The organism is Kitasatospora sp. NPDC101155, assembly GCF_044768305.1.
Taxonomy (GTDB): domain Bacteria; phylum Actinomycetota; class Actinomycetes; order Streptomycetales; family Streptomycetaceae; genus Kitasatospora.
Genome location: NZ_JBIWPN010000050.1, coordinates 22,886 through 49,641, shown reverse-complemented (window position 1 = coordinate 49,641; position 26,756 = coordinate 22,886). Strand labels below are relative to the sequence as shown.

Here is a 26,756-nt window from a genome sequence, read left to right as displayed (position 1 = left end):
TGGCCGTGGTGCTGGCCGCTGTCCTGCTGGCCTGAGATAGCACCCCGCCCTGGTCTGACGCTGGACCGCATCGTCAGCGTCAGGCCGGCCGCAGGCCCCGGGCCGTCTCTGTGAGACAGTCCGGGGCTGTCACATCTACCTAGATAAACCGGAGTGTGTTTCCGGGGTTCCGTGACGTGTGGCTGGTGTAGCGGAACGCCGCTGAGCACCGTCGTGGTGACCGCCTCTCCAGCAACCAGTGGCTTCGACGCCCCAGCCGTCCGACCCGCGTACGACACGATGAACCCGGGGGCCTGCGCCGCACGGCCCCCGGCTCTTTCCCCAGGGAGACCACGCCCGTGAGCGACACCGCACCCACCCTCAACTCCGAAGTCCTGGCACCTGCGACCGCGCCGACGCCGGTCCTGGCGGACCTGATCACCGAGGCTGCAGCGGGCTGCAAGGTTCGGTTCCGCGCGGGCCAGACGATCATTCAGCAGGGCGATGCCAGTACCCACGTGGTGCTGCTGCGCGACGGCGCCGCCAAGGTGGTACTCCAAACCGCCAGCGCCGAGATCGTCCTGGGCCTGCGAGCGGCGCCGGAGATCCTCGGCGAGCGGGCCGTCCTCGACGGAACACCGAGGTCGGCCTCGGTGGTCGCGTTGACCGACGTTGCCGCGCTCGCCGTCCCGGCCGAAGACTTCCTCACCCTGGTCACGGAGCACCCCAAGGTGGCCACCGCCGTCTTCGCGGTGATCGCCGAGCGGCTCTGCGAAGCCGACCGTGGCCGAGTGGACCTGGCGACCCACACCGTCACCCAGCGGGTCGCCGCGCGGTTGGTGGCCCTGACGCCGTGGATCGGGGTAGCCGAAGAGGAAACGGGAGCCGTGCGTCTTCCCCTCACCCAGCAAGACTTGGCCGGATGGGTAGGGGCATCCCGTGAGGCGATCGTGAGGACTCTGCGCCTGCTGCGCGAGGCGGGTGTCGTGACCACCGAGCGACGGCAAATCGTCATCCGAAGTCTGGATGCGCTGCGAACCAAGATGGCTGGCTGACGCCCTTACAGGCACCACCGGGCCCCCGGCCACCTGGTCAGGGTCCGAGGGGCCGAGCGTTGCGCCCTGGACTACGCTCAGCGGCACGTCTACGGAGGGGGTGTCCGGCATGCATGTGTCGCGGGCGGAGGAGATCGCCGAGCGGATCGTCCAGGGCCTCGGATGGCAGGACGAAGCGACTGTGCTGCTCGGGCACCTGCCTTACCAGCGGCGGATCGTGCATGCGCCGTCGGGCCGGTGGATCGGCATCGACGCCCCGTACCGCCGGGCGACGCTGGTGGCCGGCCGGATCGCCCCGGACGGCACCTTCAGCGACCCGAGCCCGGACCGCGTCCCCGTCGGCCCGGTCGACAGCGAGGACACCGACGCCCTGCTGGGCGTGGTCAGCGAGCTGCTGCGCACCCTGCCCTGACCACCGGCCGCGCGGCCGTCCGGCCCGGAACGCGGCGGGCTCCGGGGTGGGCCGTTTCCTGGGCCGAGGTGAGTGAACGTCCGTCAGGATGGGGTCATGACGCTACTGCTCGACGACATGGCAGCCCGGCGGGACGCCGCGGCAGAGGGCCCTCACGGTTGGTATGAGGCGTGGGACCGCTCGGTGGCGCTGCTGTCCCCCGGCTGGCGGCGTGGCATGCCGTACGGGGCGACCTGGTACTGGGACAACATCGTCAGGGCCGACGGGTGCGCTGGCCTCGCAATGGCCTTCTACCTGATCGCCCGCGAGGACAACCGGCCGGTCGACGCCGTCGACATCTCCGAGGTGGTCGCCCTGATCCACGGTCCGGGGCTGAACTGGGGCAACATTCCCGGCCGTTGGGAGAACTCCATGCGGCGCCTTGGCCACGACCCGGAGGACTCCGCGGACCCGGTCTCGGCCTGCTGGCAGGAACTGCGGCTCGACAACACCCCTCCGCCGGACGCCCCCGACGAGGTCCACATGGACATCACCAGGCGCTGGGGCCCGCGGTTCCTCGAAGGCCTGAACCTTGTCCTCCGCGGTCCCAGCGATCTGGGGATCAGCTTCTGACCGTAGTGGTGTGGCTCGTGTCAGCGATGGCGGACTTCCCCGGTTGAGCCGTCCCGGCGCGCCGCGCTCGCTACCGTGACGGAAGACGTCGTCCAGGCGCGGGGAGGCCGCTCGTGAAGCTCGTCATCGACACCACCGAGAGCACCTTCGAGGAGGCCATGGCGGCGGTCCGTACGGCCTACGGCCGCGAGATCGGACAGTCCCAAGGCGTCCGGAACTATCAGGTGCCGGGCCGCACCGTCTGGAGCCACAACGGCGGCTGGTTCATCCAGCAGTGGAACGCCCCGATGCTCCGGACCTGGATGGACGGGCTGCAGGAGACGGAGCTGCTCGCCGCCGCCTGGCTGGTCTGCCGCAAGCCCGGCATCTACATCACGATCCCCGAACTCGCCCAGTTCATCGCCCCTGGCGGGGACGAGCGGTGGCGCCTGGCCCGCGCCCGCCGCGCGGTGCAGGCCATGATGCGGCTGGGACGCGGCGTCGGCAGCATGGGCGGCATGCCGTTCGACAAGAGGGAGAAGGGGCCCAGCGCCTACCGGGCGGCGAAGCCGGTCGCCGCCTTCGTCCAGCGACAGATCAAGGAATCGCCGCTGTACGACCAGCTGACGGAGGAGTACCCCGCCATCGGCGAGGCCGCCTCCGCCTCCCGCTGACCGCTATCGTCACGCCCAGCTCGCGTTACGTTTCGCGGCCGGAGCCGTCGTCAATGCGTCTGTCCCGGAACAGCCCGGGAGTACTGGTGTGCGAGGTTCCGCGCCTCGTGGGTGGAAAGGAACTGGACCACGGCCGGCAGCCCGGCCGGCCACCACACGGGAGGGGAAGAAAGACGTGGGCAGGTTCAAGGCGAAGAAACCGCGCCGGTCGCGGTTCCAGATCGACGACCGGCCGGTGGACGAAGCCGAGATGATGGCGCACGCCACCGAGCTGAGCAACACCGTGGACGACCACGGACTGCTGCTGTTCATGGACGACCCGGCGCTCGGCTTCGGTAAGGTCGCCACCGGCGTCGCGCCGGACGGCACGATCGAGACCTCCGACGAGGAGGAGCCGTTCCCGGCGGCCCTGTTCGAGCCGGCCCGGGCGATGATGTCCCAACTGCCGGGCCAGGCCCCGCGCGAGATCCAAGTCGAAGGCGCGATCGCGGCCGGCCTGCGGCGCCTGCCGCGCGGGATCGCGGACCTTCGCGAGAGCCCCGGATGGCAGCTGCACCGTCTCGGCGACGAGCGCCTGGAGCTGCGTTCCCCCGACGGCGGGGTGTACTCGCGGATCACCGTGCCGCTCGACCCGGCCTGGATCTCCTCCGCCCTGCACCACCGCTTCGCGCTGTGCCTGTACGGCCCGCAGCTGGGCGTGCGGCTGCCGCCCGACCGACGCCCTGACCAGTACACGGCCGCCGACCGGCTCGCCGAGATCCGTACCGCCCGCGGTCAGGGCCTGGTCGCCGCCGGCTTCGTCGCCTTCCACAACGACCGCTGACCCGGAACACACAGGCCCGCTGGACCTGTTGGGCCCAACAACACCCACCTGGGGGGACTCCCGTGCACGACATCATCACCCTGGCCGACGACCCCGACCTGGCGCACCTGGTCGACCTGATCGACATGCTCCCGGATCCGGACGAGACGAGCTTCTGGGGCCAGGACTCCAGCAGCATCAGCGGGAAGATCGGGCACCGGCTCCGCGCGGTCCTCAACGGCCGGGCCTACGCGAAGGACGTGGACTACCTGGCGGTGTACGTCCTGAAGTACCTCGGCCGCGGCAACGGCCACATCACTGAGGAGCAGATCACCAAGAACCTGACCGGCGTCGGCCAGGTTCCGGCCGCCGGCTACGCCTGGGTCGAGGACGCTACCCGCACCGCGTGGACCCTGGTCAACCGCTACAGCCTCCCGAACTGGCGCGGCTCACGCACGGCGCCCGGCAAGGCGTGGCTCGAAGGCTGAGTGCCTGTCTGAACTCCTGGGCGGGGCCGGGGTCGTAACCTGGTCTCCCCATCCGCTGCATTCTGGGGAGAGTCATGTCTGAAGCTTCCGCCGGCCACCTGCGCACCTTTGCCGCCGATGCCGAGGCACTTCAGCAGCGGCTACACGATGCCCTCGCCGGGTTGGACGGGCTGACGCCCACCGCAAGCTTCCAGCTCGGAGAAGCGTTCGCCTCGCTCGGGTCGGCCGTACGGACCCTGGAAGCGGCGGCTGGCGAGGCCGCCTCAGCCTGATTCCAAGGTGGCTTCTGGGCCAAGGTGATGGCCACCACCTTGAGCAGCCCAATAACGACGTAGGCCCGTTGGACCTAACAGGTCCAACGGGCCTACGTCTGTCCCGGGGCAGGGACCTCGCTCATTGGTGCTGGACCCAGCGGGCGGTGATCTGGGTGAACAGGGCCTCGGTGTCGTCGACCAGGCGGGCGTTGCGCTCGCCGGCCTTGCGGCGGGTGAAGTAGCCGATCGTGGTGGCCGGGTCGGAGTGGTCGGCGAAGGCCTGGATCTCCGCGAGCGGCTCCTTCGCGTCGATCATGTGCGTGATCCGGCTCGCGCGCAGGACGTGCGGGGTGAGGTCACGGCCGGGCAGGACGCCGGCGCGCTTGCCGAGCCGGGTGAGCATCCGGTCGACGTCGTGCCGGTCAAGGCGTTGACCGGATGCGTCGAGCAGCAGCGGGCCGGTGGTGCGCTCGCCGACGTGGAGCTCCAGGAGCTCGTCGACGGTCGGGGACAGCGGCAGCAGCCGGTCCTTGGAGCCCTTGCGGTTGAGGTCGAGGAAGGCGCGGCGGCCGCGCACGATCCGCTTGTCGACGTCCAGGGCACACATCTCGGTGACCCGGCCGGCCAGGGTGTAGAGCTGGGTGACGACCAGGGCGTCGCGCTCATCGTCGCTGGCCTCCACCACGGCCTGGAGCTCGTCGACCTCCAGCACGGGGGTGGCGGTGGAGGTGTCGTGCCGGTCGATGGTGGGCCGGTGGTCCTCGGAGTCGACCGGGTTGACGCAGGCGATGCCGCGCCGGGCGGCGTAGGCGTGCAGCGAGGACAGGGAGGAGAGGCGGCGGGCCACCGAGCGGTCGGAGCCGCCGCGGGCCTCCTGTAGCAGGCGCCAGGCGGTGACGTCCTCGTAGCTCAGGCAGCCCAGGGAGAAGGGGGCGATGCCGAGCTCGGCGGCGAAGGCGGCCCAGAACCGGATGTCGTCGCAGTACGCCCGGCGGGTGTTCTGGGACTGGCGCTTGCCGGAGGAGAGCCAGGACATGACGGCCTGGAAGGTCTCGCGGTCGCACAGCTCCGCCATGAGCTCGATCCGCCAGTGGACCGGGTCCGTGCGCTTGCGGCCGAGCCGCACCGTGCCGAGCTCGGCGCGCAGGAAGTTGAGGATCTCCTCGCCGACCGTCGCGGTCGGCCGGGAGAGCGTCGCGGAGGGGCGGAGAACGGGCAGCTGCTGAGCCTGGGTCATGCCAGCAAAGCTAACGCATAATTCACGTTATGCGCTGGTAGAGGGGCCTTCACCCACACGGGCGCGCCAGAGTCACCAGCAGCCCACCCGCTCGTTCACTGGCCGACCACGACATCGTCGGGACCGGAGGACAGCACCATGGGACAGGCCAGGCTCAGGCGGCTGCGCGGAGAGATGCCCCGGCCCCGGCCCCGGCCCCGGCCGCGGCTTCCCGAGCGCGACCGGTTCAGCAGTGTCGGCGACGTCGTGAAGCAGCCCGAGCTGTGGGCACAGCTGCCGGAGCCGGTCCGGGACACCGTCCGCGACCTGATGGCGCACTTCATCGCGCTCAGCCGCACCGACCCGGACGGGCCAGCCTGTGGCGGACCGCTCCTGATCCACGAGGACGGTGCCACCGAGTGCCGCGCCGGCTGCCCTGGCGAGCGGGCCGTCCTGCATGTTCCCGAGGCGCTGCAGTTCTGCGTCTACGCCGACCGGTACGACGACGCGCTGCCCGAGCAGACCTGCAACTGGTGCGCCCACTTTCGCAACGAGGCTCACGACCGGCTCCAGGTCTGCCCCGGCGTCGAGACCGACCACGACGACGGCACCCAGGAGTGCAGCCTCGGCACCGACTGCCACGCCCCAGACGGCCTCCACCTGAACGGCCAGACCTGCGGCCTCTTCGAGCCCTGCACCCGCTGCTGACGTCCCGGACGCGATGGCGGGCTCCGGGCCCGGGTTCCGCCATCGGGGCTGTCCGCCTGGCGAGTCGATCAGGGCGGTGAGTTGAAGTAGTCTCTTAGCCACCCAAAGGCCGTTGGCTGACCGAGCGTCACCGTCCGCTGGGTAGACGGAGGTTCGACGATGTGGTAGGCGCTCGACCTCTTGACAGCGGCGGGGTGGATCCATAAGGTTGGCCGCATTCCCGAAACCGACAGGCGCTTCATCCTGCCCGAATGACGGATGGAATGTGAGAAATTCCGGGCACTTGACGGAATTCAGAAGCGGGTGGAAGAATTCTCGCAACGAAAGGAGACGGCTGGGCTATATAGGGCATTTCTATGACGAATTCAGGCAGGGTGGACTCCCTGCCTTTAGTGTTATCCGAAACAAACTTAGGACGTGAAGATGAAGCAGAACAGCAACCAGTACGTCGGGTTCGAGTGGAAGACCCAGGGCGGCCAGGGCCGCCAGCAACTTCCCCTGAACCGCAGGTCAAAGGCCTACTTCAGGCGCCTGAAGCGCGGAGGCGTCGTCATGATCGCAACGGCCGGCACCGCCGCGATCATGTGGACGGCAGGACATTCGCCGACCACCCCGACACCTCAGAACGTGACCGTCACCCAGAACGTGACCATCATGCAGCCCACCGTTCCACCACACTGACGGAGCCATCCCCACCGACTCCGCCTGAGCGAAAAGCTCACGGCGGCTTTTTTATGCCATTTTCAGGGTCGAAATTCGGGAAACCGAATGATTCTGAATTGCCGGTTGGGGATTCCAGGCCTCGGGTGGCGGGACTGAAGTCCCGCCACCCGAGGCCTGCATCAGGCTGCGGACGCCTGGCCGGCTTGGCCTTGGTGTGGTAGCGCAGGGGCCGTCCGATTGCCCGCCTGTCGCCGCCGCTCCGTCGAGTCCCACGGGAGCCGGCCCTGCGGTCGCGGCGGTTGGCAGGAGCGCGCACCGTGGATCCATGCCGGTCATCGTGCTGCTGGAACTGATGGAGCCAGCGGACGCACACATCATCCAGACGAGCGAGGAGCCCGTCGAAGCCTCAGCGGTCCGCCAGGTCCACGCGGCGCCGAGCGACCCGGACGTGCCCGGTGACCCCGGGCCGACCACGGCGTGCGGGCGCGACACCGCCGCGATGCTCGTCGAGCACTGGCAGCCGGCCGGGCCCGGTTCCCGCTGGTACCCGCCACACTGGGCAGGCTGGATCTGCCCGACCTGTGACACCGCCGCCCGCTCCAGTTGAGCGGCCACAGGAGTAGGCGCCGAGAGGAAAGACGCGGGCGTCGTGGCACCGGCATCCGCCTTGCCGGGCGCGGGATGATGCTGCCGTGTACGACGAGATCGCCCCCAGCGAGGCCCAGCTGCGCGCCGCCCTCGCCGCTCTTTCTCTGCCGATCCCGCCGCAGATCGAGCACCCGGACGAAGGCGAACGGAAGGCCGCCCTGGCCGCCCACCTCCTGCGCGCCGCCACCCGGGCCACCCACAACCTGGTCAACGCCACCGACCGGATTGGCGAGGCCGGCCACCGCGCCGAAGCCGCCTTCCCGCACGGCTGGCCCGTTGACGAGGACCACTGGACGGTTGCCCACCTCGAACTCGCCTTCCCCGCCGACCGGATGGGACTGCTGCTGGAGGACCAGCACGCGCAGCGCGCGGTCAGCATGGACGACCCGGACAGCGACATGGGCGACGACGGCGGGATCGACCAGGTCGAGGCCCACGCGGAGGGAGCCTGGGCTGCCATCGAAGCCGCCGGCGCCCTCATCGAGCTGCGCCTCGGCCCGGCCAACCCGCACCTTGCCGAGGCGTCCCTCGACCTGATCAGCGACCGGATCGACCGGCTCCTCGCTGCCTACCAGACGTTGGCCCGGCACCACGGCCTCCGGACAGAGAAGTAGAAGGCCGTCCGGCCAGCCCGAGGGGCGGAAGGAAGACAGCCCGCACTTGCGTCACGGCCCTCACCTCGCGACAGGACCGCCTTTCAACCAAGGTGGCCCGGGTTATCTAGGTAGATCTTTCTTTCGAGTCCGAGGCCTGCCCCGCCCGGCTGTTACGAGGTCGCCCCGAGCGCCTTGAGGACCAGGGGGCGCGACATCGCCCCGTGCACACGCTTGGCGAGCTCGTTGGCCGCATGCTCCCGGCGCAGGGCTTCGGCGAGGTTCGCCCGTGCGACGTCCACGGCCTGCAGCGCGTCCCGGACCGCTTGGGCGGCCTGGTCGGTGGCGAGGGCCAGCGGGTGGACCTGAACGACCGCGGGCTCTGCCTCGGGCTGGTCGGCCGGATCGCTCTCCGGGTGGTCAACGCCTTGACCAGCTGCGGCCGGAGCACCCGGGTACCGGCTGGATAGGTCCAGCACCTCCCGCCGCCACGGGGCCGGCTCCGGGTAGCCGACGGACCCTGGGTCGGACAGGGCGCGGTTGACCTCGTCGCGGTCGAACACGGCTGGGTTGTACTTGTGCAGGCCCCACTCACGCAGCTCCCGGTAGCGCGGGCCCTTGCGGCTGCGGATGGCCCGCAGGGTGCGCTCGTAGCCCAGGGGGCCACCGCAGTCCTCGGGCGGGCAGGCCCGGGCGCCGGCGCTGCAGCGCGGGTAGTGGGTCCTCAGCGCAGGCCGGTGGATCTTCTCCACCAGGAGCTGGTGCACCCACTCGTCGCCGAAGTCGTAGACGTAGCCGGCGCCGTCGCCGACCTCGGGCATCAACTGGGCGACGGTGTACGCCGAGGCCTGGTGGCCGTACTGCTCCCACTTCGCGCCGAACTGGTAGAGGTGGGCGTCGTCCCAGCCCATGGCGACCTGGATGACCGCGTGCAGCCCGGACAAGGGGGTGTGCGAGTAGACGTGGATGCGCCGCCACACGACCGGCTCGATGTCCGGCATCGTCACTTTCAGCTGGTGCACGCTCCCGCTCACCCCGGCACCGTAGCGCCTCGACCGATGCGGGTGGTTCCGTCACCGGGAGGAAAGCGTCACGGAACCACCCGGGGACCTGTTGCCCCCGTTGGACCCAACAGGTCCGGCCGGGAGCTGCCGCTGCGGGCGACTCACCCGAACCGGTGGCCGGGTGGTCCCCGGTCCCGCCGACCGGCGGGTTATCTAGTTAGATCTGGCCCATGGCTGATGGGGCACAGTTCGTGGTGGGCGTGGACACTGAGCCACTCCTCCGGCTCGAGGTCCGGGTCGCCGAGGAGCGCGCCAGGGACGAGGCGTGGCTGAAGGCTGCCCGGGCCGACCTGGTCGGGCTGACCAAGCGGCAGGCCGCCGAAGAGCGCCGCCGGATCCGCCAGCGGCACGCCTCGCTGCGTGCGGCCGGGACGCTAGCCGGTACCCGCGACCTGGTGATGGCTCGGGCACTGCGGGCGGAACTGCGGGCGCGGGGCCTGGACCAGGAGTGGCCGGAGCCTCCCAGGGGCGAGGTCGACGCGCCCGGCCGGCGGCTCGGGGTCAGCCCGCGTCGGCACGGCCGGCAGGTCGGCGACGGCGGGTTCCCCGAGCGCCTGGCGGTGGTGCTCCCCCCAGAGCTGGCGACCACGGTGCGGCGGGCGGCGTACTGGACGTCGGCCGAGGTGTACGAGGAGCTGCTCGCGTGGGAGCTGCGGTGGGGCGACGGACCAGAGGTCGCCCTGCGACAGGCCGAGCGCAGCGGGGCACCCGCGCAGCTGGCCCTGCTCGTCGCGGCGGGGCGCCGTGCGGCGCCGGCTGATGCCCTGGAGGAACGGGAGCGGCTGCGGGCGAGGCTGTTGACGACCGGCGACCTGGTGCGCGCCGCCGTGGACCGTGCCGGGCGCGGTGAGGACGTCGAGCCGCCGAAGGTGGAACCGCCGAAGCCCGACGCGACGCTGTTCTGAGAGGCCCCCAACATGCCTGTTGCCCCCATTGGGCCCAACGGGGGCAACAGACTCTGAGCTGGTCAGCTCTGGATCGGCGGGCCGGTCTTGAGCTTCTGGTTCGGCCGGGCCGGGAACGGCCGGCCCTTGTTGTACCGGGCTTCCGCCTGCTCAATCGCCTCCGTCACCGCGGCCGCGACGAACGCCGACAGCGACACCGGCGGCTCGTCGACGGCGGGGGTGCGCTGCAGCGCGACCACCGTGTTGCGCAGCCGGTCCAGCGTCTCGACGTCTAGGTAGGCGGGGATCTTCTCCTTCTTCCCTGAGCCCTGCTCGGGGAGGCCGTTGCCGAGGAGCTTGCCCAGCACGCCTCCGCTGTTGTTGTTGCTACTGAACGGCATGCCGGTCATGCGGTGATCTCCTTGGGTGCCAGCAGGATGCGGCCGGCCTGGTCGTAGTCGGCGGCGGTGGTGCCGACCGGGTCGAACTCGCGCACCGGCATACCGTGGTCGGGCGCCTCTGCGGCCCGGATGGACTCCCGGATCGTGAAGACGGCGGCCTCGGGGTAGTCGGTGCGTACCCGCTCGGCGACGGTCCGGGCGTACTCGCTGCGCTTCCAGGCCGTCAGAAAGGCGGCGCGGACGACGAGGCTGGGGTTCGTGTCGTCCTGGACAGCCCGGATCGTGGTGTGCAGGTCCGTCAGTCCCTTGGTGTCGAGGGCTCCGACCTTGAGCGGCACGAACACCTGGTTGGCTGCGGTCAGGCCGTTGACGCTCAGCTTCCCGAGAGCGGGCGGCGAGTCGATGATCGTGATGTCGATCGGCGCTTGGCTGGCGGCGATGGCCTTGCGCAGGGCGTTGTCCTTGCCGACCCGGGAGTCGAGTTCGACCAGGGCGAGGTCGGCGGTGCAGGGGACCACGTAGAGGTTCTTGAATCGGGTGTAGTAGGTCGCCTCGTCCAGCGTGCACCGACCGTAGAACACGTCGGTGAGCTCGCGCCGGTCGCGGGGGTCCATGTCCTCGGGGTAGATCGGCTTCAGCCAGCCGGAGAGCGAGAACTGCGGGTCGCTGTCGATCACACGGACCGTGTAGCCCATCGCCACCCAGGCCGCCGCCAGCTCCATCGCCGTCGTGGTCTTCCCCGCGCCGCCCTTCTGGTTGGCGATCACGTAGATCCGGGTGATCCCGGGGAACTCGGGAAGCAGCGTGACCAGGCTCGACGGGACCAGGTGCTGGGCCCGGAACTGCTGGTAGGGAATCTCCAGGTCCCAGCTGCTCACGATCTCCAGTGGTTCTCGCTGGGCTGGCAGGGGTGCCAGGACGGACATGTTGGGCGGCACGGGCGGTCTCCTTGTCATGGGCGGCGCTGAACGGACGCCCATGACGGTATTGGACCTAACGGGGCCAACAGGGGCATGGTCACGTTTTCCGGCGTTTCGTCACGGCCTGTGGTAGGTCACGCAGCGCCCGGGCCGGGCTGGCGGGGCATCATGGCGACATGGATGACGAGCTGACCGAGGACGGGCTCCAGGGGCTGGTGGGGCTCGATGATGACCGGCCGGCGGGGGCTGACGAGGACGAGTACGCCTTCACGCCGCGCTGACCGGCCCGGCACCCGGTCGCTTTGGAGCTCGTCGATCCGGGCCGTCTGACCGTGGGCGCATTGTCGGTCCGGCACCATAATCGGATGACAGAACATCAGAAGAGGCGGGTGCTGTGGGCCGGTCCGCGGTCCGGCCCTGCCGAAGAACGAGCCACTCCGCGCGGACCGTGGAATGGGCCGCTGTTCAGCGGACTACCGGCGGACCCACTGGCGGACCAGGAGCCGACCGGGCAGCCGGCGGCGGACCAGCGGACCGTACGGCGCCCGCTCGGTCCGGGAACGGACCGCACCTGACCCCGGAGCGCCCTCGCTCCGGACCGTCCGCACCGCTGGGCGCGGCCCGCGTTGGACCGTCCGACAGGGCAGTCCAACGGGATAGCTCGCTCCGCGCGACCGCGGCGGAGGGGACGGGTGGGGTGGGGTGCCTGGTGGGTCATGCGGGTGGGGGTGGGGTCACACCCGGTCTGCTGGCCGTACGCTGACGCGACGAGGCCCCTGGCACTTGCTCTGCCAGGGGCCTCGTCGCGTCAGAACGGGAAGATCCGGGTCAGGACGACCTGGTGGTGTTCGGTGTCGATGCGGTACTCAACGATGCCGCCGCCCCCTGGGATCGGCAGGGTCCGCCAGGGCTCGCCCTGTACAGCGGGTCGGCTGTTCTCCAGCCACGGGTTCTCGGCGATGGCGACCGTCAGCGCGACGATCCTGGAGAAGAGCGCCGAGGGGAGGGCCGGATCAGCGAGGGCGTCCTCGACCGTCTCGGATGGGATGACCGGCCAGAGCTCGTCTTCGTCACTCACCGGGCATCTCTCCGCCTCGCTCGCGTCGGCGCCGGTAGATCTGTTCCCAGGAGGTCGTCGGCAGCGTCCCGGCATTCGCGGCGGCGATGATGCGCTCGCGGTCCGGGTCGGTGTCGAGCATCGCCTCGCCCCACCAGGTGGCCACCACCTGCTGGAGTTCCCCGCCAGCTTCGGCCTGGCCGACCTCTCGGTAGAAGGCCATGCGCCGGGCGGGCGCGAGGGCGGCGGCGATGCCGTCGATGGTGCGCGGCACTCGCGGCTCGGGGTGGTGTACGGGCTGGACGCTCATGACGGTGTACCTCCTGCCTGCCACGGTAGCCGGGACGCTCACCGGTCGGTCCTCCTGGTCTCGGTGGCGGCCAGGCCTGCGGCGGCCTTCGCGGCCCGGACCCGGTTGTAGTCCTGGAGTCGGCGCAGCCGTTCGGTGTCGGTGGTCAGCGTGCGGACCGCGTCGTCGCTGCTGGCGGGGCCGAAGCCGATCAGGCCGCAGTCGGCGCACTGCACGCGGGCGGCGGAGGCCGGGCAGGCGGTGGCGCCGGCGCACCGGATGCAGACGTGCTCGGCGTCGAGGGCCAGGAGGTTGTGCTCGGTGACGGTGTGCAGGTGGCCGCACTCCCCGCAGCGGATCTCCGGGGGCCGGGAACTGGTCCAGTTGATCGTGCCGTCCGGGTTGCCGGCGTAGTCGGCGGACTCGGGCGGGCCGACCAGGTCGCAGGCCGGGCAGCGCGCGTACAGCGTGAACCAGGGCGAGGTCACATCGTCTCCTCAGCGGCGGGGGCCGACTTCGGCAGCCACCGCTGCCGCTCTCCGTCGCGGGCCTTGATCGGGTCGTCCGGCAGGAATCCGCCGGGGAAGGCGACCGGCCACTCCTCGGTGATCAGCGCGGCGAACTCGACCAGGTCGGGGCGCCGCTCGAAGTCGCGGACGATCGCGACCGCCTCGCCCTGGTGGTGCAGCGACACGAAGCGGCCGTTGTCGGCGTCGGACAGCTCGATCCCGGCGTCGCGCCACTTCGCGGTGTACTCGGGGTGCTTGTTCTCAAGCTCGGCGAGGTTCATCTCAGGCCTCCGTGGTGTTGCCGAGGAGGGTGGCCTCGAACCGGCGGTGCGCGGCCAGCTCGGGCCCTTCCTGCACCTGGTACCAGCCCTCCATGCCGAGGCTGATGATGTACGCCTCGATCGCACGGCGGGCGTGCGCGTGGCCGAGGGTGTTGAGGAAGTCGCCCAGGACGACCGGCTCGCCGGAGGCGTAGGAGCGGGCGAGGGTGAGGAACCGCTCGTCGCCGCCGGTCAGGGGGATCCCCTTGTCCTCGGCGAGGGCGTCGAGGTCGACGTGGGCGACCAGCACCTCCAGGCCGTCGCGGTCGGTCTCGTAGCGCAGGTGGATGTACGGGGCGACGTCGGCGCGGCTGAGCAGGTCGGTGAACGTGAGCAGGTGCATCGCGGCGCGGCGGGTGTCGCCGCCGGAGAAGCGGGTGCCGGCCATGACGGCCGCGTGCAGGGTGTCCGTGGCGAGCGAGCGGGGGTCGGGTGCGGTGGTCACTGGTGGTGGCCTTTCAGACGGTGTAGCGGATGAGGGCGGCGTCGGCGCGGTCGCGGGCGACCCGGTCGATCAAGCGGCCGGTCCACCGCTCGTAGGCCTCGACGGCCTCGCCGCGCAGCTCGACGGTGGTGCCGGGCTCCGGCGTGCCGATCGCTTCCAGCAGCAGCGCGGTGTCCTCGTCGGTGGCGCCGAGCAGGTCGAGGGCGACGGCCAGCTCCTCGACGACGTCGGCCTCGGTGAAGTGGTGCCGGCGGGCGCCACCGTTGGCGTCCAGGTCGGTGCGGCGGTCGGCGATCTCGTTCAGGACCTCGATCAGGTCGGCGTGGTCGGCGGGCCGGGCGGTGGGCAGCGCGCGGCGCAGGTGGTCGAGCAGGTTGGTCATCACCGCGAGGTCGGCGCGGCGGATCGCGACGGGGTAGAGCGAGGCGCGCTGGTAGCCGGCCCCGGTCAGCAGCTGGTAGCTGCCGGGCACCGGCTCCTCTCCCGCGCGGTCGCGCAGGGGCGAGGTCAGCGGCTCGGGCAGCGCGTGCAGGATCCGCGTCCACGCCCGGTCGACGGCCTGGACGTTGAGGGTGTCCGGCATCTGCCAGTCCTCGGCGTCGGGGTCGGTGTCGCTGGCGGGCTGCAGGTAGCCGACCAGTGGGTCGTCGATGAGGTGGAGCAGGGTGAGGACCTCGTCGATGTCGGGGATGAGCGCGGTGACGGTATCGGTGTCGGTCACGGGTTCGACTCTCTCTCGGAAACGGCGGGGGGCCGCCAGCACGGCGGCCCCCCAGGGTCATCTTGTCGGGCACGGCTGACAGATGGGGCTGGTCTGCGAAAACGCCGGTCTTGCCGGCCGCAGGCTGCTACTCCTGGCCGAGGAGGAAGGCGGTGGTCGAGGTGCCTTCCGTGCGGGTGGCCAGCGCGGCCTGCGCCCGGTCGTACGGGACGTCGATGCCGAGCTTGGTCCGTGCGGCACGGCGCAGATCGACCAGCGAGGCGGAGAAGCCGTGCTCGGCGACGGCGAGGTCCGCGGCGGCCAGGGCGAGGAGCTCGCGCATCGGGGAGTCGGTGTTGCCGTTGGGCGCCATCGGCGCACGTCCTTCCAGGTTGGGCCTGTTAGGTCTAACAGGCCCAATGGATGTTCGGTCTGGTCTTGGCCAGGGGTCAGCGGGCGGTGCCGACCTTCTTGCGATCGGCGGAGCAGCGCGCGCAGTACGCCGTTCCGTCCGGCAGGTACTGGCCGTGCTCTGCCTGGTCGTGTCCGTGGCGGCAGGTCGCGGGCCGCCCCGGCTTGCCGTGGACGATTCGCAGGGCGGCGCGGTCGCGCTGCCTGCGGGGGAGGTCGTCGATGTGGTCGGGCGAGACGCAGTGCCGCATGCCGCAGCCGGGGGCGGCGTAGCCCTGCGGGTCGGTGCCGTGCTTGATGCGGTAGGCGATCCGGGCGGCGGTGTAGGCCTGGCCGGAGTGACGCATGACCGGGGTGCCGCTGCCGGTGGCCCGCTCGCCGGTCCATTCCAGGTGGCCGCCGACAGCAGGGCGGACGCGCTGGCGCCACTTCTGTTCGACGGTCAGGGGCTGGGCGGGGACATTCGGCAGGCCCATCTCGGTGCGCAGCGTGGCGACGTCGTGCTTGTCGACGTGGAGCTGGCGGGCGATCGCGCTGTTGCTCAGGCCGGCGGTGAGGAGGTCGCGGGCCGGGCCGATCTTCGTCGGGTTCATCGCGTTTCCTGCGCGTCGAGTTCGGCCAGGGCGTGCCGCAGCTGGCGGCGGAGGTCGTCGACCTGGCCGTGGAGGCGGTGCGGGTCGTCGAGGGGGGACTTGAGGTCGAGCAGGGTGACCGGCACGGCGCTCGGGTCGTCGGCCTGGGTCCAGGTGATGTTCCAGGCGACCTCGTCCGGCCAGCCGTTGTCCTGGCTGTGCTCGAGCGGGACGGCGAAGGCGGCCCAGGTCTCGGTCAGGCGGCGCAGGCTGCGCATCGCGCCGGGGGTGGTGTCGTCGAGGAGGTTGGCCCAGTCGTACTTGTGGCGCATGTGCCGGTTGGCGGTGGCGACCAGGCGGCGCCAGTCGAGTCCGTGGCCGAGCGCGAGGAAGGCGTATTCCCCGTCGTGGTCGTTGAGGAGGGCGGCGACGGGCAGGCCGTAGGGGACGTCGAAGGCGTGGTCGAGGAGGTCCTGCGGGTTGGTGGGGTCGGGGCGCCAGAGCTCTTCGACGGGCTCGCCGAGCGAGTTGACGCGGATCTTGAACGGCCAGGTGATGACGTACAGGTCCATGGGTTCCCTTCCATGCGTGGGAGGTGGAGCAGGGTGGTGTTGGGTCCATCGGGCCCAATGGGGGTGTTGGGCCTGATGGACCGATGGACGGTCAGATGTCGAAGGTCAGTTGGCCGGCCGCCTCGCGGGCGGCCCGGCGGGTGGCGGCGGCGGTTTCCCGGTGGTGGTCGCGGTCGTAGTGCAGGTGGCAGCCCTGGCACATCGCCTTCAAGTTCTGCGGGTCGCAGTGCTCGGGCGTGTGGTCGAGGTGCGCGGTGGTGAGCACGACGGTGGAGCCGGTGCCGTACGCGGGCAGGCCGTGGCGGTTGGGACAGCGGCCGGGGTGGGTTCCCCGGCCGCATTCGCCCAGGCATTCGCACTGCCAGCCGCCGCGCTGCTTGATCGCGAGGGAGATGTCCGGCCAGTCGGCCGGGTACCGGTGGCGGTTCTCCGGACGGATCGGCACGGCGGGTGCCGCCGGTCAGGCCGCCAGGCCGTGGCCGGTGGCCTTGCGCCAGGCGTCGACGATGTGGCCGGGAACGATGCCGGCCGGGGCGACGTCGTGGCCGTTGGCGGCGGCCCAGGCACGGACGGTCTTGGGGTCGTAGTCGCGCTTGGGCTTGCGCCGCGGGGAGCTCTGCTCGGGCTGGAGCTCGGCCACTCGGCCGCGCAGGGCCTGCAGCTGTTCCTCCAGGTGCCGGATCTGGGTCTGCGCGGCGTGCAGCTCGTCGTCGGTGGCGCGCCGCTTGCGCAGGGCGGTGATGCCGGCGCGGACGGCGGCCGCGTGCTGGCGCACGGCCGTGTCGCTGTGGGCTTGTCCCCAGGCGACGAGCTCGTTGAGGACCGGGTCGGCGGTGACGTCCTCAATGAGCTCGACCGGGACGGTGACGGGGGCCGGGTCGATGAGGTCGACCGCCGGGGTGACGGTGGCGACCGGGCCGCCGGGGGGCGGGTTCACCGCGAGCATCTGCTGGACCTCGTCCAGCGGGATGCGGATCTCGGCGGCGATCTCCTCGGCGGTGCGGCCGTCGTTGCGCATCGACAGCGCGACGGCGGTGTAGGCGTTCGGGCTGGTGGCCATGGGCGTTCCCTCGGGGTGCGGCCGCCGGACGGCGACGGGGTTGGGAGTGTTGGTCCTGTTGGGGACAATGGGGGTGGCGGTGGGGTCGGCCTGGCCGGGAGCGAGGCCGAGGACGTCCAGGAGCAGGCGCAGGTCGCTCGGCCCGGTGGCGTTCGCGGCGCAGACGAGGGCGGCGGCGCGCTGGTCGGCGGCGGTGACGGCGCGGGTCGGGATCGAGGCGTCGCGTTCGGGTGCGGCGGGCATCAGGCGGCCCGGCGCAGGGTGTGGGCGAGGGTCAGCGGGGTGGGCCAGCGCCGTCCCCGGCGCCCGCGGCGCTTGCTGCGGTACATCGCGTGGTCGGCGGCCTCCAAGGCGGCGGAGACGGTCGGCACCGCGAGGTCGGCGAGCTGAGCGGCGCCGATGGAGGCGCCGACCTGCAGGAGACGGCCCCGGTGGTCGACCGGCCGGGCGAGGGCGTCACGCAGTTTCGTCACGCGCTCGGCGAGGTCGCCGTGGTCGGGGACGGCGGCGACGAACTCGTCTCCGCCGAGGCGTCCGGCGCACCCGGCCGGGCCGCACCAGTCGGCGAGGCGGTGGGCGGTGGCGGCGAGCACGGCGTCGCCGGCGGCGTGGCCGTGCCGGTCGTTGACCGGCTTGAAGTGGTCGAGGTCGACCAGGAGCACCGCGGTGGGTCCGGCGGCGACGAGCTGCTCGGCTCGTTCGGTCCAGGCCTGGCGGGTGACGAGGCCGGTGAGCGGGTCGCGGCGGGCGCTCTGCAGCCGGGCGGCAAGGCGGTCGCGGTCGGCGAGGGTCTCCTGCAGGAGCGGAAGCAGCGCGGCCAGGTCGTGGTGGATGTACCAGGCGGCGCGGGGGCCGGCGTCCTCGTCCAGCTCGGAGGCCCAGGTGCGGGCGTGGGCTTCCAGGTGCCGTCGGGCGCGGTCTATGAGGTCGGCGGGTGCGGGTGCCATGGTGGTGGGGTTCCTCTCCGTGCTGGGTTGCGGGCGAGGGATGCCGGGGCGGCCGGCCTTTGGTCGGGCGTGCGGCCGCCCCGGCGCCGGTCAGTGACCGGTCATCAGGTGCGGGGTGCGGTGGTCCAGGGGTCCTCGGACAGCACCGTGAAGTGCTCGACCTCGGTCTCGGCGCCGGCCTCGTCGGTGGAGTCGGGCTCGGGGGCGTCGGCGTCCTCGCAGGCCTGGGTGCAGTACCGGCGGGAGCCGTAGAACGGGGCACCGCACAGTTCGCACTCCGACTCCGCAGGCTCGTCGTCGACGTCCTCGAAGTCGTCCTGGTCGCCGTCGCCGTAGTCGTCCGGCGCGGTGTCGCCGGGGGTGCCGTAGGCGCAGGCGTAGCAGAGCGTCTCGGCGCCGTGGGTGGTGAGCCAGCATCCGACGAGGCGGCAGGGCTCGTAGGGGGTGCAGCCGCACCGTTCGCAGGACGCTGGCTCGCCGAACGCTTCGGCCAGGGCCCGCCAGAGGTCGCCGCTCGGGCTGGCGTGGCGTTCGGCGAGGGTGATCTGCCAGGCCCGTTCCATCGCGCGGACCGCCTCGCGGCCGGCGCCGCGCCAGATCAGCCGGACGTCGGAGGCGGGCAGTGCCCGGCCAGCCCGGGTGTGCGGTCGGCCGCCGCGCTCGGTGACGGTGATCGGCTCGGGCAGTGCGCCGATGTAGGTGAAGCGGTACTCGCGCAGCTGCAGGTCCCATTCCTCGGCCGCGACGTGGAGCCGGTGGGCCGTCTGCGGGTCGGTGACGAAACCGGAGACCGCCGCCTTCTGGGTCCACCAGGCGTCGTCGGCGCCGGCGCCGCTGTAGCCGGGCTGGGAGAAGTGGGTGACGAATCCGCTGCGGTTGGCGAGCAGCAGGGCCGCGAGGAGCTCCGGGTGGCCGGGGGTCTCCTGGTCCGGGCCGGTGCGGCCGACGGTCGGGTGGTAGGAGAGGTGGCCCTGGAGCCACTGGGCGGTGAGGTCGCCGAGGTCGGCGGCGGTGCGGGCGGCGCGCCAGCGTCGGCGGTCGCGCAGGGAGCGGAGCACGGATGCCTCCAGGCAGTCTCGTGGTGCGGGGTGGCGCAGGGGTGGTCAGCGGTCCGCGTGGGTGAGCTCGTGGGTGTGGCAGAGGACGGGGCCGATGAGCCAGCCGACCCGGGAGACGGTCCAGCGGCCCTCGGTGAGGGGGCCGGGCGGAACCTCGTCCACGATCACGCCGGTCCGGCCGGCCGCTCGCGGGTCGTCCGCGCAGCTGACGATCAGGACGTTGTCGCCGGCGGTGAACGTCATGGTGTGCTCCAAGAAGGGGTTAGGCCTGTTAGGGGCAACAGGTCCGATGGGTGTCGGGTGTTCTCGGCCCGGCCGGACGGCGGTGCGCGGGCGGTCGGTGAGGGTGGGTCAGGCGCGGACGGCGGCGAGGATCGCGGGCTCCAGCTCGTGGGCCTCGGCCTCCTCCAGGCAGATCTGCGCCTCGGCGCGGTAGCTGTCGGCGACGGGGCGATCGATCAGCCGGTGGTTGGCGCGCAGGTCTTCCAGGCGCGCCTGACGGCGGCCGGGCCGGTTCAGCTGGGCGGCGTGGACCAGCTCGTGGCCGAGCGTCTCGATCAGCGTGTCCTCGCTGCCGCCGAGCAGGGCGGGGGCGAAGAGGACGACCAGGACGTGATCGGCGGCGAGCACGCAGGTCGCCATGGCCCCGGCGCGCCGGGCGGAGGCCTGGGCGGACAGGGCCGCCCGGATCCGGGTCGCCAGCGGAAGGCCGCCAACGGCGCCGGCCTCGGCCTCGGTGGCGAGCCAGGCGCCAGCGGTGCGGCTGGTGATGACGATGCGGACCTCGGGCAGCGGGCCAGCCAGGCACTCGACCGCGGCGGCGATCCGGGGCAGGCGGTGGCGGACCGGGTCAGCGACCAGGCCGGTGCGCCAGGAGGGGGTAGCGGTGGTGGTGACGGCGATCTCGCTGGACGTGGTCGTGGTGCCCATCACGGCTTCCCCCTCCGGGTCGGTGCGGGCTGTCGCCCACACCTCCAATATGCCAACTTTTAGTTGGCGTGTCTAGTTGTTGGCCAACTTCTTATTGGCTAGATGGCCGGGGTGTACGTGGTGATCACGCGGCGCAGGGCGGTGAGGTCGTCGTCGTCCAAGGCGAAGATCTCCTCGAGGGCGGCGCCGTGGCGCTGGTCGAGGTCGGCGGCCCAGCCGCGCAGCGCGGTGGCGAGCATCGCCGGGTCGATCGGGGCCTGCGGCTGCCCGGCCGCCCGGGAGCCGATCCTGTACACGGCGGCCACGAGGGCGCCGAGGGTGGCGAGGGACCCGCCGGCGGCGGCGAGGACGAGGCGGCTGGTCAAGGGGTTGGACATGGTCGTCTCCAGACCTGTTGGACCTGTTGGGGGCAATGGGACTGACGGTCCCTCGTGCTGTCCGGGCCGGGCAGCACGAGGAGTCGTCAGGCCGGGCGCGGGGCGCCGGCGGTGTGCAGCAGCGCCAGGGTCAGTGCGCGCAGCTGGTGGGCGACCGGGTTCGCCGCCGGGTCGAGGCCGGCGAGGCTGTCGGCGATGCGCAGCGCCTCGGCGCGCAGGTCGCGCGCGGGGGTGGGGTCGGGGAGCCCGTAGCGGTGGGCGTGGACCACGAGGGCCCTGCTGGTGAGGGCGGGGCCGCGCAGGAACGGGCTGTCCTGGTACTCCCAGTGCTGGACCTGCAGCACGACCTGGTGGCCGTCGTGGGTGGCGTCGACCGCCCACAGTCGCCGGTCGGCGTCGGCCTCCAGGAGCTCGGCGTCCAGCACGGTGTGCTCGCCGGCGCGGGCGGGGGTGAGGGGCGTGATGCCGAGGTCGGCGAGCACCTGGTTGATCTCGTCGGCCTGGCGCCGGATCCGGGCGCGGTCGGCGGGGCTGGCGGCGCCGAACCGGCGGTATTCCTCCTCGGCGGCCTCGTACCAGGCCGGGATGCTCTTCTGGTCGGTGGCGGTGTCGGTCATGATGGTGGCCTTCCTGTCGCTTCGTGCGGGATGGAGGGCCCGGGGCGGCCGGTGTGCCGGCCAGCGTGGCGGCCGCCCCGGGGCGAAGTCAGAACGTCAGCTCGTCGTCCTCGGCGCCAGCGCCGAGGTACGCGGGCGGGGGCACCTGCGGCCGGACGAGGACGGGCTGCTCGGGCTTGTCGCCGAGGGTCAGGGCCGCCATGTCGACGTAGGCGGCGGCCTCGCGCAGCGTGTCGGCCTCCTCCTGGTCGTGCTGCTCGCCGCGGGCGGTGTACTGCTCGGCGGTCTTGGCGAGCAGGTCGTGGAGCTCGCGTACCAGGTGCGAGGCCTGGAGGCTGATGAGCAGGTCGTCCAGGTCGGCTTCGGGCTGGGAGACGTCGACGCGCAGCTGGCCGACGGCGACCGCGGCCTCGATCGCCCAGTCGACGGCCTCGGGCCAGGTGCCCTCGTGTTCGGTCGTGTAGACGCCGGGCTCGGTCTCCTCGGCGAAGAAGGCGGTGGGGATCTCCTCGTAGGGGTCGGGGTCGTGGGTGGGGGCGGCCAGGTCGGCCAGCGTCCGAAGGACGTCGCGCAGGACGTAGCCGCAGCCGGCCAGGGCCATCACCAGCACCGACAGGGCGGAGAAGGTCAGGTCGGCGGCGGCGTGCTGGCCGTCGATCGGGACGTAGTGCGTGACGGTCAGGAGGCCGGCGGCCAGGGCGGCGGCGATGGACACGCCGTCGGCGAGGGAGTCGAGCAGGTACGCGGCGGCGGCGCGGTACGTACGGACGGAGTGCTTGGTCACGAGGTCCTCGCTCTCGAGGGGAGCGGGTCCGGACTGTCCGGGCCCCCGCACCGCACCGACCTCCAGGAACTCCGGGGACCGGTGCGGCGCGGCGGTCCGTCAGGCTCGGCGGCCGAGCAGGGCGCGACGGGGGCGGGGCTGCGCGGCGGGCAGCTGCCGGGCGGTGACCACCGGCGCGACCGGCTCCGGCAGCGCCAGGACGATGCGGGTCTCCAGCGGGGTCAGGTCGGCCTGCTTCGCGCCAGCGGCCACCGCCATGCCGCGGTAGCCCTTGACGATGCCGCGCGCGGCCTCGCTGATGCCGCGGGCCTCGCCGAGGGTGGTGAGGGCCCAGTGGTGGTGGACGTCGTCGCCCTGGCCGAACGAGCCGGCGGGCGCGGTGAGCTCGATGAGCAGCTGCAGGGAGAGGTTGTTGAGCTTTGAGTCGAGGTACCAGCCCTGCGGGTGGGCGTCGCTGGCGTGGGTGTGCAGGGTGAGGTCGAGGGCGCGGAGGGCGTGGCTGGCGCTGCCGACGGTGGCTGCGGTCCAGACGTGGTGAGGCATGGCGAACTCCGACTCTGGTCCTGTTGGACCTGTTGGGGGTGTTAGGGGTGGCTGGGTCTGACCGCACGGTCCGGGACCTGGGCGGGGCGCAGGCCGCCGGTTGGTCAGCAGCCGACGCGGACGACGTCGATAGGGAGGTGGAGGGTGTCGGGAGCATCTGGTCTGTCCGGGCCCCCGCACCGCACCGGTCCCCGGGCGTCCCGGGGGCGGTGCGGCACGGCGGTCCGTCAGGCTCGACGGCTGCGGCGGGCCCTGCGCTGGGCGAGGACGGCGCCGGCCTGGGCCTTGGCCACCTGCCCGGCTTCGCGGCCGGTCCTGTACTCGTTGAAGCTGCGCAGGACCACGACGGCGAGGACGGCGATGACCAGGCCGGTGATGGCCAGGGTCTGCAGCAGGCTGATGAGCATCGGGCCGAGCAGGACCAGGGCGGCGACCGCCCCGGCCCCGGCGCCGGCCGCGAGGACCAGGCGCAGGGTGATCGGGCCGAGCTCGCTGGTCTGCTGCGGCTGCTGCATGACGATGACCTGCGGCGGGGCCGCGTAGTACGGCATCTGTCCGGGCTGCTGGACGACGCCCTGCAGCTGGGTGCCGTATGGGCTGGGTGCGGGGTAGTAGGCGGCCGGCTGGACCTGGTGGCCGGGCATCGGCACCGGGACGTAGTGGTCGGCCATGCGGCGTCTCCGATCTGGTGGGCGGGTGATCCGGTCTGTCCGGTCCCCCGCACCGCACCGAAGTCCCCGTTGGCTGCGGGGGTCCGGTGCGGCACGGCGGTACGTCAGCCCGTGCAGCTGATGGAGCCGATGAAGCGCCCGTGGGCGTCGTGGCGCGCCAGGGTGCCGGTGCCCTTGCACCGGAGGCAGTTGGCGTGCGTGCCAGTGGTGAGCGGGCGGGCCGAGCGACGGCGTCGGATGGCGTAGGCCCGGCCGGTGTCCCAGGCCCAGGAGCCGACGGCGAGGCCGGCCCGGCCGGTGAAGGCGAGCACCTTGCCGGTGGGGCGCAGGACGCCCCGGTAGAGCACGGTCCCCGCAACGGCGGTGGTGCCGACGAGGGCGAGGAACGGGTGTTCCCAGGCGAAGCGGGCCGCGTGGATCGCCCAGGCGCCGATGTTCTTGGCCGGGGCCTTCTTCGACTTCTTCTTCGCGGGGGACTTCTTGGCGGCGGGCTTGGCGCCGGTGCGCTGCGCCGTCTTCTTCGCGGGCCGCGTGGATGCGGCGGCCTTCTTGGCGGGGTGCTTGGCCGGGGCGGTGGTCTTCTTCGCCGGGGCCTTCTTCGCGGTGGCCTTCTTGGCCGCCGTCTTCTTGGCGGCCGCCGGGGCCGGCGGAGTGGTGGTGCTCACGGAACCCCCTGGTGGCAGGCGGGGCCGGGCTGTCCGGTCCCCCGCGCCGCACCGGGCCCCCGCTGGCTGCGGGGTGTCGGTGCGGCACGGCGGGCTGTCAGCAGGCGGGCGGTTCCTCGGTGCTGTAGATGCCGTCCGGGTCCCAGGTCGGGTCGATGAAGCGGCGGATCCGGATGTTCATGTAGATCTCGGCGTGCCGGTGTTCACCGGCCTCGTCGTGGGCTACTGCGGCCCGGATCAGCTCGTCTTCGGTCATGTCCTTGCCGGGCTTGTGGAGCCAGGACTCGCCTTCGTACGGGGTGAGGTCCACCTGCTGTCCTCTCTATTCGGTGAGGTTCTTGATCTGCTTGCGGATGTACTCGCGGGTGAAGCCGAGCGCGTCGACCGCGTCGACCTGGCGCAGGGCGCCGGAGTCGATCTCGTCGCGGACCTTGGTCCAGAAGGCGGTCTCGATGCCGGCGTGGTCCGTCTCGCGCTGGGCGAGGGCGTCGGCCAGGCGCTTCTTGGCGGCGGCGCGGGCCGCTTCCTTGGCGGCCTTGTCGGTGTCGTCGGTGGCCATGTGCGGGCTCCTGTTCGGATCAGGGACGATGGGTTCTCCTCCCTGCTCCTCTTGGAGCGGGTCGGTGGCCCGGGACGGCCGACGATGCTTGCCGGCTGGGCGGCCGTCCCGGGGCGTAGTCAGCTCTGGGCGTGCGGGACCATCGAGAGGCAGAGCTCGGCGAGGCGGATCTCGTTCTCGGTGTAGACGGGGGGCACCTCGCCCGAGGCGTGCTGCTGGACGGCGGCCGCGTAGTGGGCGGCGGCCCGGTTGGCCCAGCCAGCCTTGGTGGTCTGGACGCGGCTGAGGTCGATCTGGGCGGCGGGGCTCTGCACGGTGGTGTCCACGAGGGTTCCTCTCTCAGTGGGGTGTCGGTCCCCGGCGGGCCCGACACATCCAGAATGCCAACTCAATGTTGGCATGTCAAGCGTTGGCCAACATTCACTTGGCCTTTTGTGTTCTGGCTGGTCAGCGGCCGGACGCCGAGGCGGTGACGGTCGGCGTGGGCGAGGAGCCGGTACCGGCCGGGGTTCCGTCGCCGTGGCCTGCGGCGGAGGCCAGCCAGGCGCCGGCGGCGAGGCCGACGACCGCGTAGACGGTGGGCTTGTGTCTCTGCCACCAGGTGGGTTCGTCGGGCTCGGATATCAGGTAGCGCACGCCCAAGCGGCGGCTCCCTTCGCGGTCAGGGGGTGCGGGCGCGGTCGGACGCGCATCGGGTGCCGGCGGACTTCCTGAGGCCCAGCCAGGTCTTCACCCGGGTCTCGCCGGCGCCGATCCGGCGGGCGATGACCGCGACCGCGGTGTTGTCGGCGTGCAGGAGGCGGGCGGCGAGCCGCTGCTCCGCCTCGGTCAGGCCGTCGACCGGCTCCCCGTTGAGGGCGCGTTCGACGGCGATGTTGTCGATCAGGCCGTCGGCGCTGGTGGCGCGGGCGGTGTCGACGTAGCGGCGGCGCTCGGGGCAGTGGACGGCGCGGTTCGCGCGGATCATGGCGGGGGTCCTTCCTGGGGAGTAAGGGCACGTCAGAAGGGCAGGCCGTTGACCCAGCCGAAGACGGCGGACATCAGGTGGCGACCGGGCCCGCCCATGGAGGAGTCGGCCATGGCCAGGCCGGCGGCGACGCAGATGACGGCCTGCCACCAGCGCAGGCCGCCCTTCCAGACCATGACGAAGACGGAGCCGCCCAGGACGAGCGGCACGGACAGGTGGAGCTGGGTGTCGGCGGCGGCCAGCTGGTGCACGCTCACTCCTGGTTGGTGGTGTCGGTGTCGGCGGTGATGCGGGCGCCGGGGCGGTAGCCGGTGCGGGGCCGGACGGCCCCGAGGCCGGGCGGGCGGGCGCCGGCGTCGCCGTGGCCGGCGCGGGGCTTCCTCGGCCGGGGGGTGCCGCACTCCGTGCACGGGATGTCGACGCCCGGGGCGGTGATCCGGCCGGTGTCCGAGCAGACCAGGCATCGCGGGCCGCGCTTGGCGGCCGGGATGCCGAGCGCCTTGCGGTACTTGGCGTAGGACGGGACCTCGATGTGCTCCTGGTCGTCGCTGGGCTCGTCGAGCCGGTCGTCCAGGAGCTCGTCCTCGAGGACGTCGTCTCCGACGATCCGGTCGCGCACCTTCTGCCCGGCGGCGCGGGCGGCGCCGGTGACGGCCTGGCCAGCCTTTTGGCGTCCCTGCCGGACGGCCTTCTTGAGGCGGCCGGTGGTCTTGGCCTTGATCTTCCGCTTGGCCCGCTTGGCGAAGTACTTGCTCAGGACCACGGCGGCTTCGCGGCCCTCGGCCCAGTAGTCGACCGGCGGCGGCGGTTCCTCGCCGTAGCCGGCCTCCAGAAGCCAGGCCCAGTCGGGATCGGGCAGGGGCAGGAACCGGAAGCGGCTGTAGCCGATGAAGTGGTCGCGGATCAACCGCGGCTCGGACCACTCGTGGAGGTCGGGGCAGCGGACGACCACCTCAGGGTCGGAGGACTCGATCAGGGAGAGGTCGAGGCCCTCCTCGGCCAGGCAGACCGGGCAGGAGAGCACCTGCACGACCCATCCGTCGAGCGGGCCGGACCAGGCCCAGGGGACGCACTCCGGGTCCTGCTCCAGGTAGCGGAACCGGCGCTCGGTGATCACCCGGTGCAGCGCGTTGAGCGGGTCGGGGGCGTGGGGCCACTCACGGTTCACAATCGGACCTTTCGTGATCTTTCGGGCGGGAACAGGGCGGGAACAGCCGCAAAAGCGCAGGTCAGAGCGGCGGAACAGGGAGGAACAGCACCCTGGGAGGCGGAACACGTTCCGGGTCCAGCGGGGGCGTTCCGCCCTGTTCCGGGCGGTCCGCACCCCGCTGACCTGCGTGTTCCTCCCCTG

44 protein-coding genes are annotated in these 26,756 nt (G+C 72.0%); 12 read left to right on the top strand and 32 right to left on the bottom strand.

Annotated elements, in window-relative coordinates; all coding sequences use genetic code 11:
- Positions 1 to 338: 338 nt before the first annotated feature.
- From ACIRYZ_RS39070 to ACIRYZ_RS39040, 7 genes are all read left to right on the top strand, one after another.
- Positions 339 to 1,034, top strand: coding sequence for a Crp/Fnr family transcriptional regulator (locus tag ACIRYZ_RS39070; RefSeq protein ID WP_402953395.1), 696 nt, complete (start codon positions 339 to 341; stop codon positions 1,032 to 1,034).
- A gap of 109 nt (positions 1,035 to 1,143) precedes the next feature.
- Positions 1,144 to 1,446 (top strand): hypothetical protein, encoded by a 303-nt coding sequence (locus tag ACIRYZ_RS39065; protein WP_402953394.1) that lies wholly within the window; start codon positions 1,144 to 1,146, stop codon positions 1,444 to 1,446.
- A 96-nt stretch (positions 1,447 to 1,542) separates the two neighbouring features.
- The gene (locus ACIRYZ_RS39060) at positions 1,543 to 2,058 is read left to right on the top strand and encodes a hypothetical protein (protein ID WP_402953393.1); all 516 of its coding nucleotides are present in this window, start codon (positions 1,543 to 1,545) and stop codon (positions 2,056 to 2,058) included.
- A gap of 113 nt (positions 2,059 to 2,171) precedes the next feature.
- A complete protein-coding gene (locus ACIRYZ_RS39055; RefSeq protein WP_402953392.1) occupies positions 2,172 to 2,711 on the top strand; it encodes a hypothetical protein in 540 nt (179 codons plus the stop codon).
- Positions 2,712 to 2,886: 175 nt separating this feature from the next.
- Positions 2,887 to 3,534 carry a hypothetical protein gene (locus ACIRYZ_RS39050; protein ID WP_402953391.1) on the top strand — a complete coding sequence of 216 codons (648 nt, stop codon included), beginning with the start codon at positions 2,887 to 2,889 and terminating at the stop codon, positions 3,532 to 3,534.
- A 62-nt stretch (positions 3,535 to 3,596) separates the two neighbouring features.
- Entirely contained in the window at positions 3,597 to 4,001 is a 405-nt protein-coding gene (locus ACIRYZ_RS39045) for a hypothetical protein (RefSeq protein WP_402953390.1), read from the top strand.
- Between the two features lie 74 nt (positions 4,002 to 4,075).
- On the top strand, positions 4,076 to 4,273 hold the full coding sequence (locus ACIRYZ_RS39040) for a hypothetical protein (protein WP_402953388.1): 198 nt from the start codon (positions 4,076 to 4,078) through the stop codon (positions 4,271 to 4,273).
- Positions 4,274 to 4,394: 121 nt separating this feature from the next.
- Here the strand turns inward: ACIRYZ_RS39040 and ACIRYZ_RS39035 are convergent, their stop codons facing one another.
- On the bottom strand, positions 4,395 to 5,492 hold the full coding sequence (locus tag ACIRYZ_RS39035) for a tyrosine-type recombinase/integrase (RefSeq protein ID WP_402953386.1): 1,098 nt from the start codon (positions 5,490 to 5,492) through the stop codon (positions 4,395 to 4,397).
- A 138-nt stretch (positions 5,493 to 5,630) separates the two neighbouring features.
- On the opposite strand from ACIRYZ_RS39035, the gene ACIRYZ_RS39030 reads away from it, so the two are divergent.
- From ACIRYZ_RS39030 to ACIRYZ_RS39015, 4 genes are all read left to right on the top strand, one after another.
- A complete protein-coding gene (locus tag ACIRYZ_RS39030; RefSeq protein WP_402953385.1) occupies positions 5,631 to 6,179 on the top strand; it encodes a hypothetical protein in 549 nt (182 codons plus the stop codon).
- A gap of 417 nt (positions 6,180 to 6,596) precedes the next feature.
- Entirely contained in the window at positions 6,597 to 6,860 is a 264-nt protein-coding gene (locus ACIRYZ_RS39025; protein WP_402953383.1) for a hypothetical protein, read from the top strand.
- Positions 6,861 to 7,167: 307 nt separating this feature from the next.
- Positions 7,168 to 7,449: a hypothetical protein gene (locus ACIRYZ_RS39020; RefSeq protein WP_402953382.1), complete on the top strand. Its 282-nt coding sequence runs from the start codon at positions 7,168 to 7,170 to the stop codon at positions 7,447 to 7,449.
- An 85-nt stretch (positions 7,450 to 7,534) separates the two neighbouring features.
- Positions 7,535 to 8,104 (top strand): hypothetical protein, encoded by a 570-nt coding sequence (locus tag ACIRYZ_RS39015; protein ID WP_402953380.1) that lies wholly within the window; start codon positions 7,535 to 7,537, stop codon positions 8,102 to 8,104.
- A gap of 152 nt (positions 8,105 to 8,256) precedes the next feature.
- On the opposite strand, the gene ACIRYZ_RS39010 is transcribed toward ACIRYZ_RS39015, so the two are convergent.
- A complete protein-coding gene (locus ACIRYZ_RS39010) occupies positions 8,257 to 9,117 on the bottom strand; it encodes a plasmid pRiA4b ORF-3 family protein (RefSeq protein ID WP_402953379.1) in 861 nt (286 codons plus the stop codon).
- A 200-nt stretch (positions 9,118 to 9,317) separates the two neighbouring features.
- On the opposite strand from ACIRYZ_RS39010, the gene ACIRYZ_RS39005 reads away from it, so the two are divergent.
- Complete coding sequence (locus tag ACIRYZ_RS39005) at positions 9,318 to 10,052, top strand: hypothetical protein (protein WP_402953377.1); 735 nt, start codon at positions 9,318 to 9,320, stop codon at positions 10,050 to 10,052.
- Between the two features lie 62 nt (positions 10,053 to 10,114).
- Here the strand turns inward: ACIRYZ_RS39005 and ACIRYZ_RS39000 are convergent, their stop codons facing one another.
- From ACIRYZ_RS39000 to ACIRYZ_RS38855, 30 genes are all read right to left on the bottom strand, one after another.
- The gene (locus ACIRYZ_RS39000) at positions 10,115 to 10,441 is read right to left on the bottom strand and encodes a hypothetical protein (RefSeq protein WP_402953376.1); all 327 of its coding nucleotides are present in this window, start codon (positions 10,439 to 10,441) and stop codon (positions 10,115 to 10,117) included.
- Entirely contained in the window at positions 10,438 to 11,370 is a 933-nt protein-coding gene (locus tag ACIRYZ_RS38995; RefSeq protein WP_402953374.1) for an AAA family ATPase, read from the bottom strand. The genes ACIRYZ_RS39000 and ACIRYZ_RS38995 overlap by 4 nt, the downstream gene beginning before the upstream one ends.
- 790 nt (positions 11,371 to 12,160) lie before the next feature.
- Positions 12,161 to 12,430 (bottom strand): hypothetical protein, encoded by a 270-nt coding sequence (locus ACIRYZ_RS38990; RefSeq protein WP_402953372.1) that lies wholly within the window; start codon positions 12,428 to 12,430, stop codon positions 12,161 to 12,163.
- A complete protein-coding gene (locus ACIRYZ_RS38985; protein ID WP_402953370.1) occupies positions 12,423 to 12,719 on the bottom strand; it encodes a hypothetical protein in 297 nt (98 codons plus the stop codon). Before ACIRYZ_RS38985 ends, ACIRYZ_RS38990 begins: the two co-directional genes overlap by 8 nt.
- A 38-nt stretch (positions 12,720 to 12,757) precedes the next feature.
- A complete protein-coding gene (locus ACIRYZ_RS38980; protein WP_402953368.1) occupies positions 12,758 to 13,186 on the bottom strand; it encodes a hypothetical protein in 429 nt (142 codons plus the stop codon).
- The gene (locus ACIRYZ_RS38975; RefSeq protein WP_402953366.1) at positions 13,183 to 13,488 is read right to left on the bottom strand and encodes a hypothetical protein; all 306 of its coding nucleotides are present in this window, start codon (positions 13,486 to 13,488) and stop codon (positions 13,183 to 13,185) included. Before ACIRYZ_RS38975 ends, ACIRYZ_RS38980 begins: the two co-directional genes overlap by 4 nt.
- A gap of 1 nt (position 13,489) precedes the next feature.
- On the bottom strand, positions 13,490 to 13,972 hold the full coding sequence (locus tag ACIRYZ_RS38970; RefSeq protein WP_402953365.1) for a hypothetical protein: 483 nt from the start codon (positions 13,970 to 13,972) through the stop codon (positions 13,490 to 13,492).
- Between the two features lie 13 nt (positions 13,973 to 13,985).
- On the bottom strand, positions 13,986 to 14,693 hold the full coding sequence (locus ACIRYZ_RS38965; protein WP_402953364.1) for a hypothetical protein: 708 nt from the start codon (positions 14,691 to 14,693) through the stop codon (positions 13,986 to 13,988).
- Positions 14,694 to 14,820: 127 nt separating this feature from the next.
- On the bottom strand, positions 14,821 to 15,045 hold the full coding sequence (locus tag ACIRYZ_RS38960) for a hypothetical protein (RefSeq protein WP_402953362.1): 225 nt from the start codon (positions 15,043 to 15,045) through the stop codon (positions 14,821 to 14,823).
- 76 nt (positions 15,046 to 15,121) lie between these two features.
- Positions 15,122 to 15,676, bottom strand: coding sequence for a hypothetical protein (locus ACIRYZ_RS38955; RefSeq protein ID WP_402953360.1), 555 nt, complete (start codon positions 15,674 to 15,676; stop codon positions 15,122 to 15,124).
- Positions 15,673 to 16,227, bottom strand: coding sequence for a hypothetical protein (locus tag ACIRYZ_RS38950; RefSeq protein WP_402953359.1), 555 nt, complete (start codon positions 16,225 to 16,227; stop codon positions 15,673 to 15,675). The genes ACIRYZ_RS38955 and ACIRYZ_RS38950 overlap by 4 nt, the downstream gene beginning before the upstream one ends.
- A gap of 91 nt (positions 16,228 to 16,318) precedes the next feature.
- Entirely contained in the window at positions 16,319 to 16,672 is a 354-nt protein-coding gene (locus ACIRYZ_RS38945) for a hypothetical protein (protein ID WP_402953357.1), read from the bottom strand.
- Between the two features lie 15 nt (positions 16,673 to 16,687).
- Positions 16,688 to 17,530, bottom strand: a complete 843-nt coding sequence (locus tag ACIRYZ_RS38940) for a hypothetical protein (RefSeq protein WP_402953355.1) — start codon at positions 17,528 to 17,530, stop codon at positions 16,688 to 16,690.
- Positions 17,530 to 18,234 (bottom strand): GGDEF domain-containing protein, encoded by a 705-nt coding sequence (locus ACIRYZ_RS38935; protein WP_402953353.1) that lies wholly within the window; start codon positions 18,232 to 18,234, stop codon positions 17,530 to 17,532. The genes ACIRYZ_RS38940 and ACIRYZ_RS38935 overlap by 1 nt, the downstream gene beginning before the upstream one ends.
- A gap of 104 nt (positions 18,235 to 18,338) precedes the next feature.
- Positions 18,339 to 19,292 carry a DUF6919 domain-containing protein gene (locus tag ACIRYZ_RS38930; protein ID WP_402953351.1) on the bottom strand — a complete coding sequence of 318 codons (954 nt, stop codon included), beginning with the start codon at positions 19,290 to 19,292 and terminating at the stop codon, positions 18,339 to 18,341.
- A 45-nt stretch (positions 19,293 to 19,337) separates the two neighbouring features.
- Positions 19,338 to 19,535, bottom strand: coding sequence for a hypothetical protein (locus ACIRYZ_RS38925; protein ID WP_402953350.1), 198 nt, complete (start codon positions 19,533 to 19,535; stop codon positions 19,338 to 19,340).
- A 108-nt stretch (positions 19,536 to 19,643) separates the two neighbouring features.
- Complete coding sequence (locus ACIRYZ_RS38920; RefSeq protein WP_402953348.1) at positions 19,644 to 20,222, bottom strand: hypothetical protein; 579 nt, start codon at positions 20,220 to 20,222, stop codon at positions 19,644 to 19,646.
- A 98-nt stretch (positions 20,223 to 20,320) separates the two neighbouring features.
- Positions 20,321 to 20,599 (bottom strand): hypothetical protein, encoded by a 279-nt coding sequence (locus tag ACIRYZ_RS38915; RefSeq protein ID WP_402953347.1) that lies wholly within the window; start codon positions 20,597 to 20,599, stop codon positions 20,321 to 20,323.
- Between the two features lie 86 nt (positions 20,600 to 20,685).
- A complete protein-coding gene (locus ACIRYZ_RS38910; protein ID WP_402953346.1) occupies positions 20,686 to 21,216 on the bottom strand; it encodes a hypothetical protein in 531 nt (176 codons plus the stop codon).
- Positions 21,217 to 21,304: 88 nt separating this feature from the next.
- The gene (locus ACIRYZ_RS38905; protein WP_402953344.1) at positions 21,305 to 22,000 is read right to left on the bottom strand and encodes a hypothetical protein; all 696 of its coding nucleotides are present in this window, start codon (positions 21,998 to 22,000) and stop codon (positions 21,305 to 21,307) included.
- A 99-nt stretch (positions 22,001 to 22,099) separates the two neighbouring features.
- The gene (locus ACIRYZ_RS38900; protein WP_402953342.1) at positions 22,100 to 22,543 is read right to left on the bottom strand and encodes a hypothetical protein; all 444 of its coding nucleotides are present in this window, start codon (positions 22,541 to 22,543) and stop codon (positions 22,100 to 22,102) included.
- 227 nt (positions 22,544 to 22,770) lie between these two features.
- Positions 22,771 to 23,214, bottom strand: a complete 444-nt coding sequence (locus ACIRYZ_RS38895) for a DUF6251 family protein (RefSeq protein WP_402953340.1) — start codon at positions 23,212 to 23,214, stop codon at positions 22,771 to 22,773.
- 104 nt (positions 23,215 to 23,318) lie between these two features.
- On the bottom strand, positions 23,319 to 23,879 hold the full coding sequence (locus ACIRYZ_RS38890) for a hypothetical protein (protein WP_402953338.1): 561 nt from the start codon (positions 23,877 to 23,879) through the stop codon (positions 23,319 to 23,321).
- 97 nt (positions 23,880 to 23,976) lie between these two features.
- A complete protein-coding gene (locus tag ACIRYZ_RS38885; RefSeq protein ID WP_402953336.1) occupies positions 23,977 to 24,189 on the bottom strand; it encodes a hypothetical protein in 213 nt (70 codons plus the stop codon).
- A 12-nt stretch (positions 24,190 to 24,201) separates the two neighbouring features.
- Complete coding sequence (locus ACIRYZ_RS38880; RefSeq protein WP_402953334.1) at positions 24,202 to 24,438, bottom strand: hypothetical protein; 237 nt, start codon at positions 24,436 to 24,438, stop codon at positions 24,202 to 24,204.
- A 119-nt stretch (positions 24,439 to 24,557) separates the two neighbouring features.
- Complete coding sequence (locus ACIRYZ_RS38875; protein WP_402953333.1) at positions 24,558 to 24,764, bottom strand: hypothetical protein; 207 nt, start codon at positions 24,762 to 24,764, stop codon at positions 24,558 to 24,560.
- A 121-nt stretch (positions 24,765 to 24,885) separates the two neighbouring features.
- Positions 24,886 to 25,080, bottom strand: coding sequence for a hypothetical protein (locus ACIRYZ_RS38870; RefSeq protein ID WP_402953331.1), 195 nt, complete (start codon positions 25,078 to 25,080; stop codon positions 24,886 to 24,888).
- Positions 25,081 to 25,099: 19 nt separating this feature from the next.
- Positions 25,100 to 25,405, bottom strand: coding sequence for a hypothetical protein (locus ACIRYZ_RS38865; protein ID WP_402953329.1), 306 nt, complete (start codon positions 25,403 to 25,405; stop codon positions 25,100 to 25,102).
- 32 nt (positions 25,406 to 25,437) lie between these two features.
- The gene (locus tag ACIRYZ_RS38860; protein WP_402953327.1) at positions 25,438 to 25,662 is read right to left on the bottom strand and encodes a hypothetical protein; all 225 of its coding nucleotides are present in this window, start codon (positions 25,660 to 25,662) and stop codon (positions 25,438 to 25,440) included.
- Entirely contained in the window at positions 25,659 to 26,573 is a 915-nt protein-coding gene (locus ACIRYZ_RS38855) for a hypothetical protein (protein WP_402953325.1), read from the bottom strand. The genes ACIRYZ_RS38860 and ACIRYZ_RS38855 overlap by 4 nt, the downstream gene beginning before the upstream one ends.
- Positions 26,574 to 26,756 lie beyond the last annotated feature (183 nt).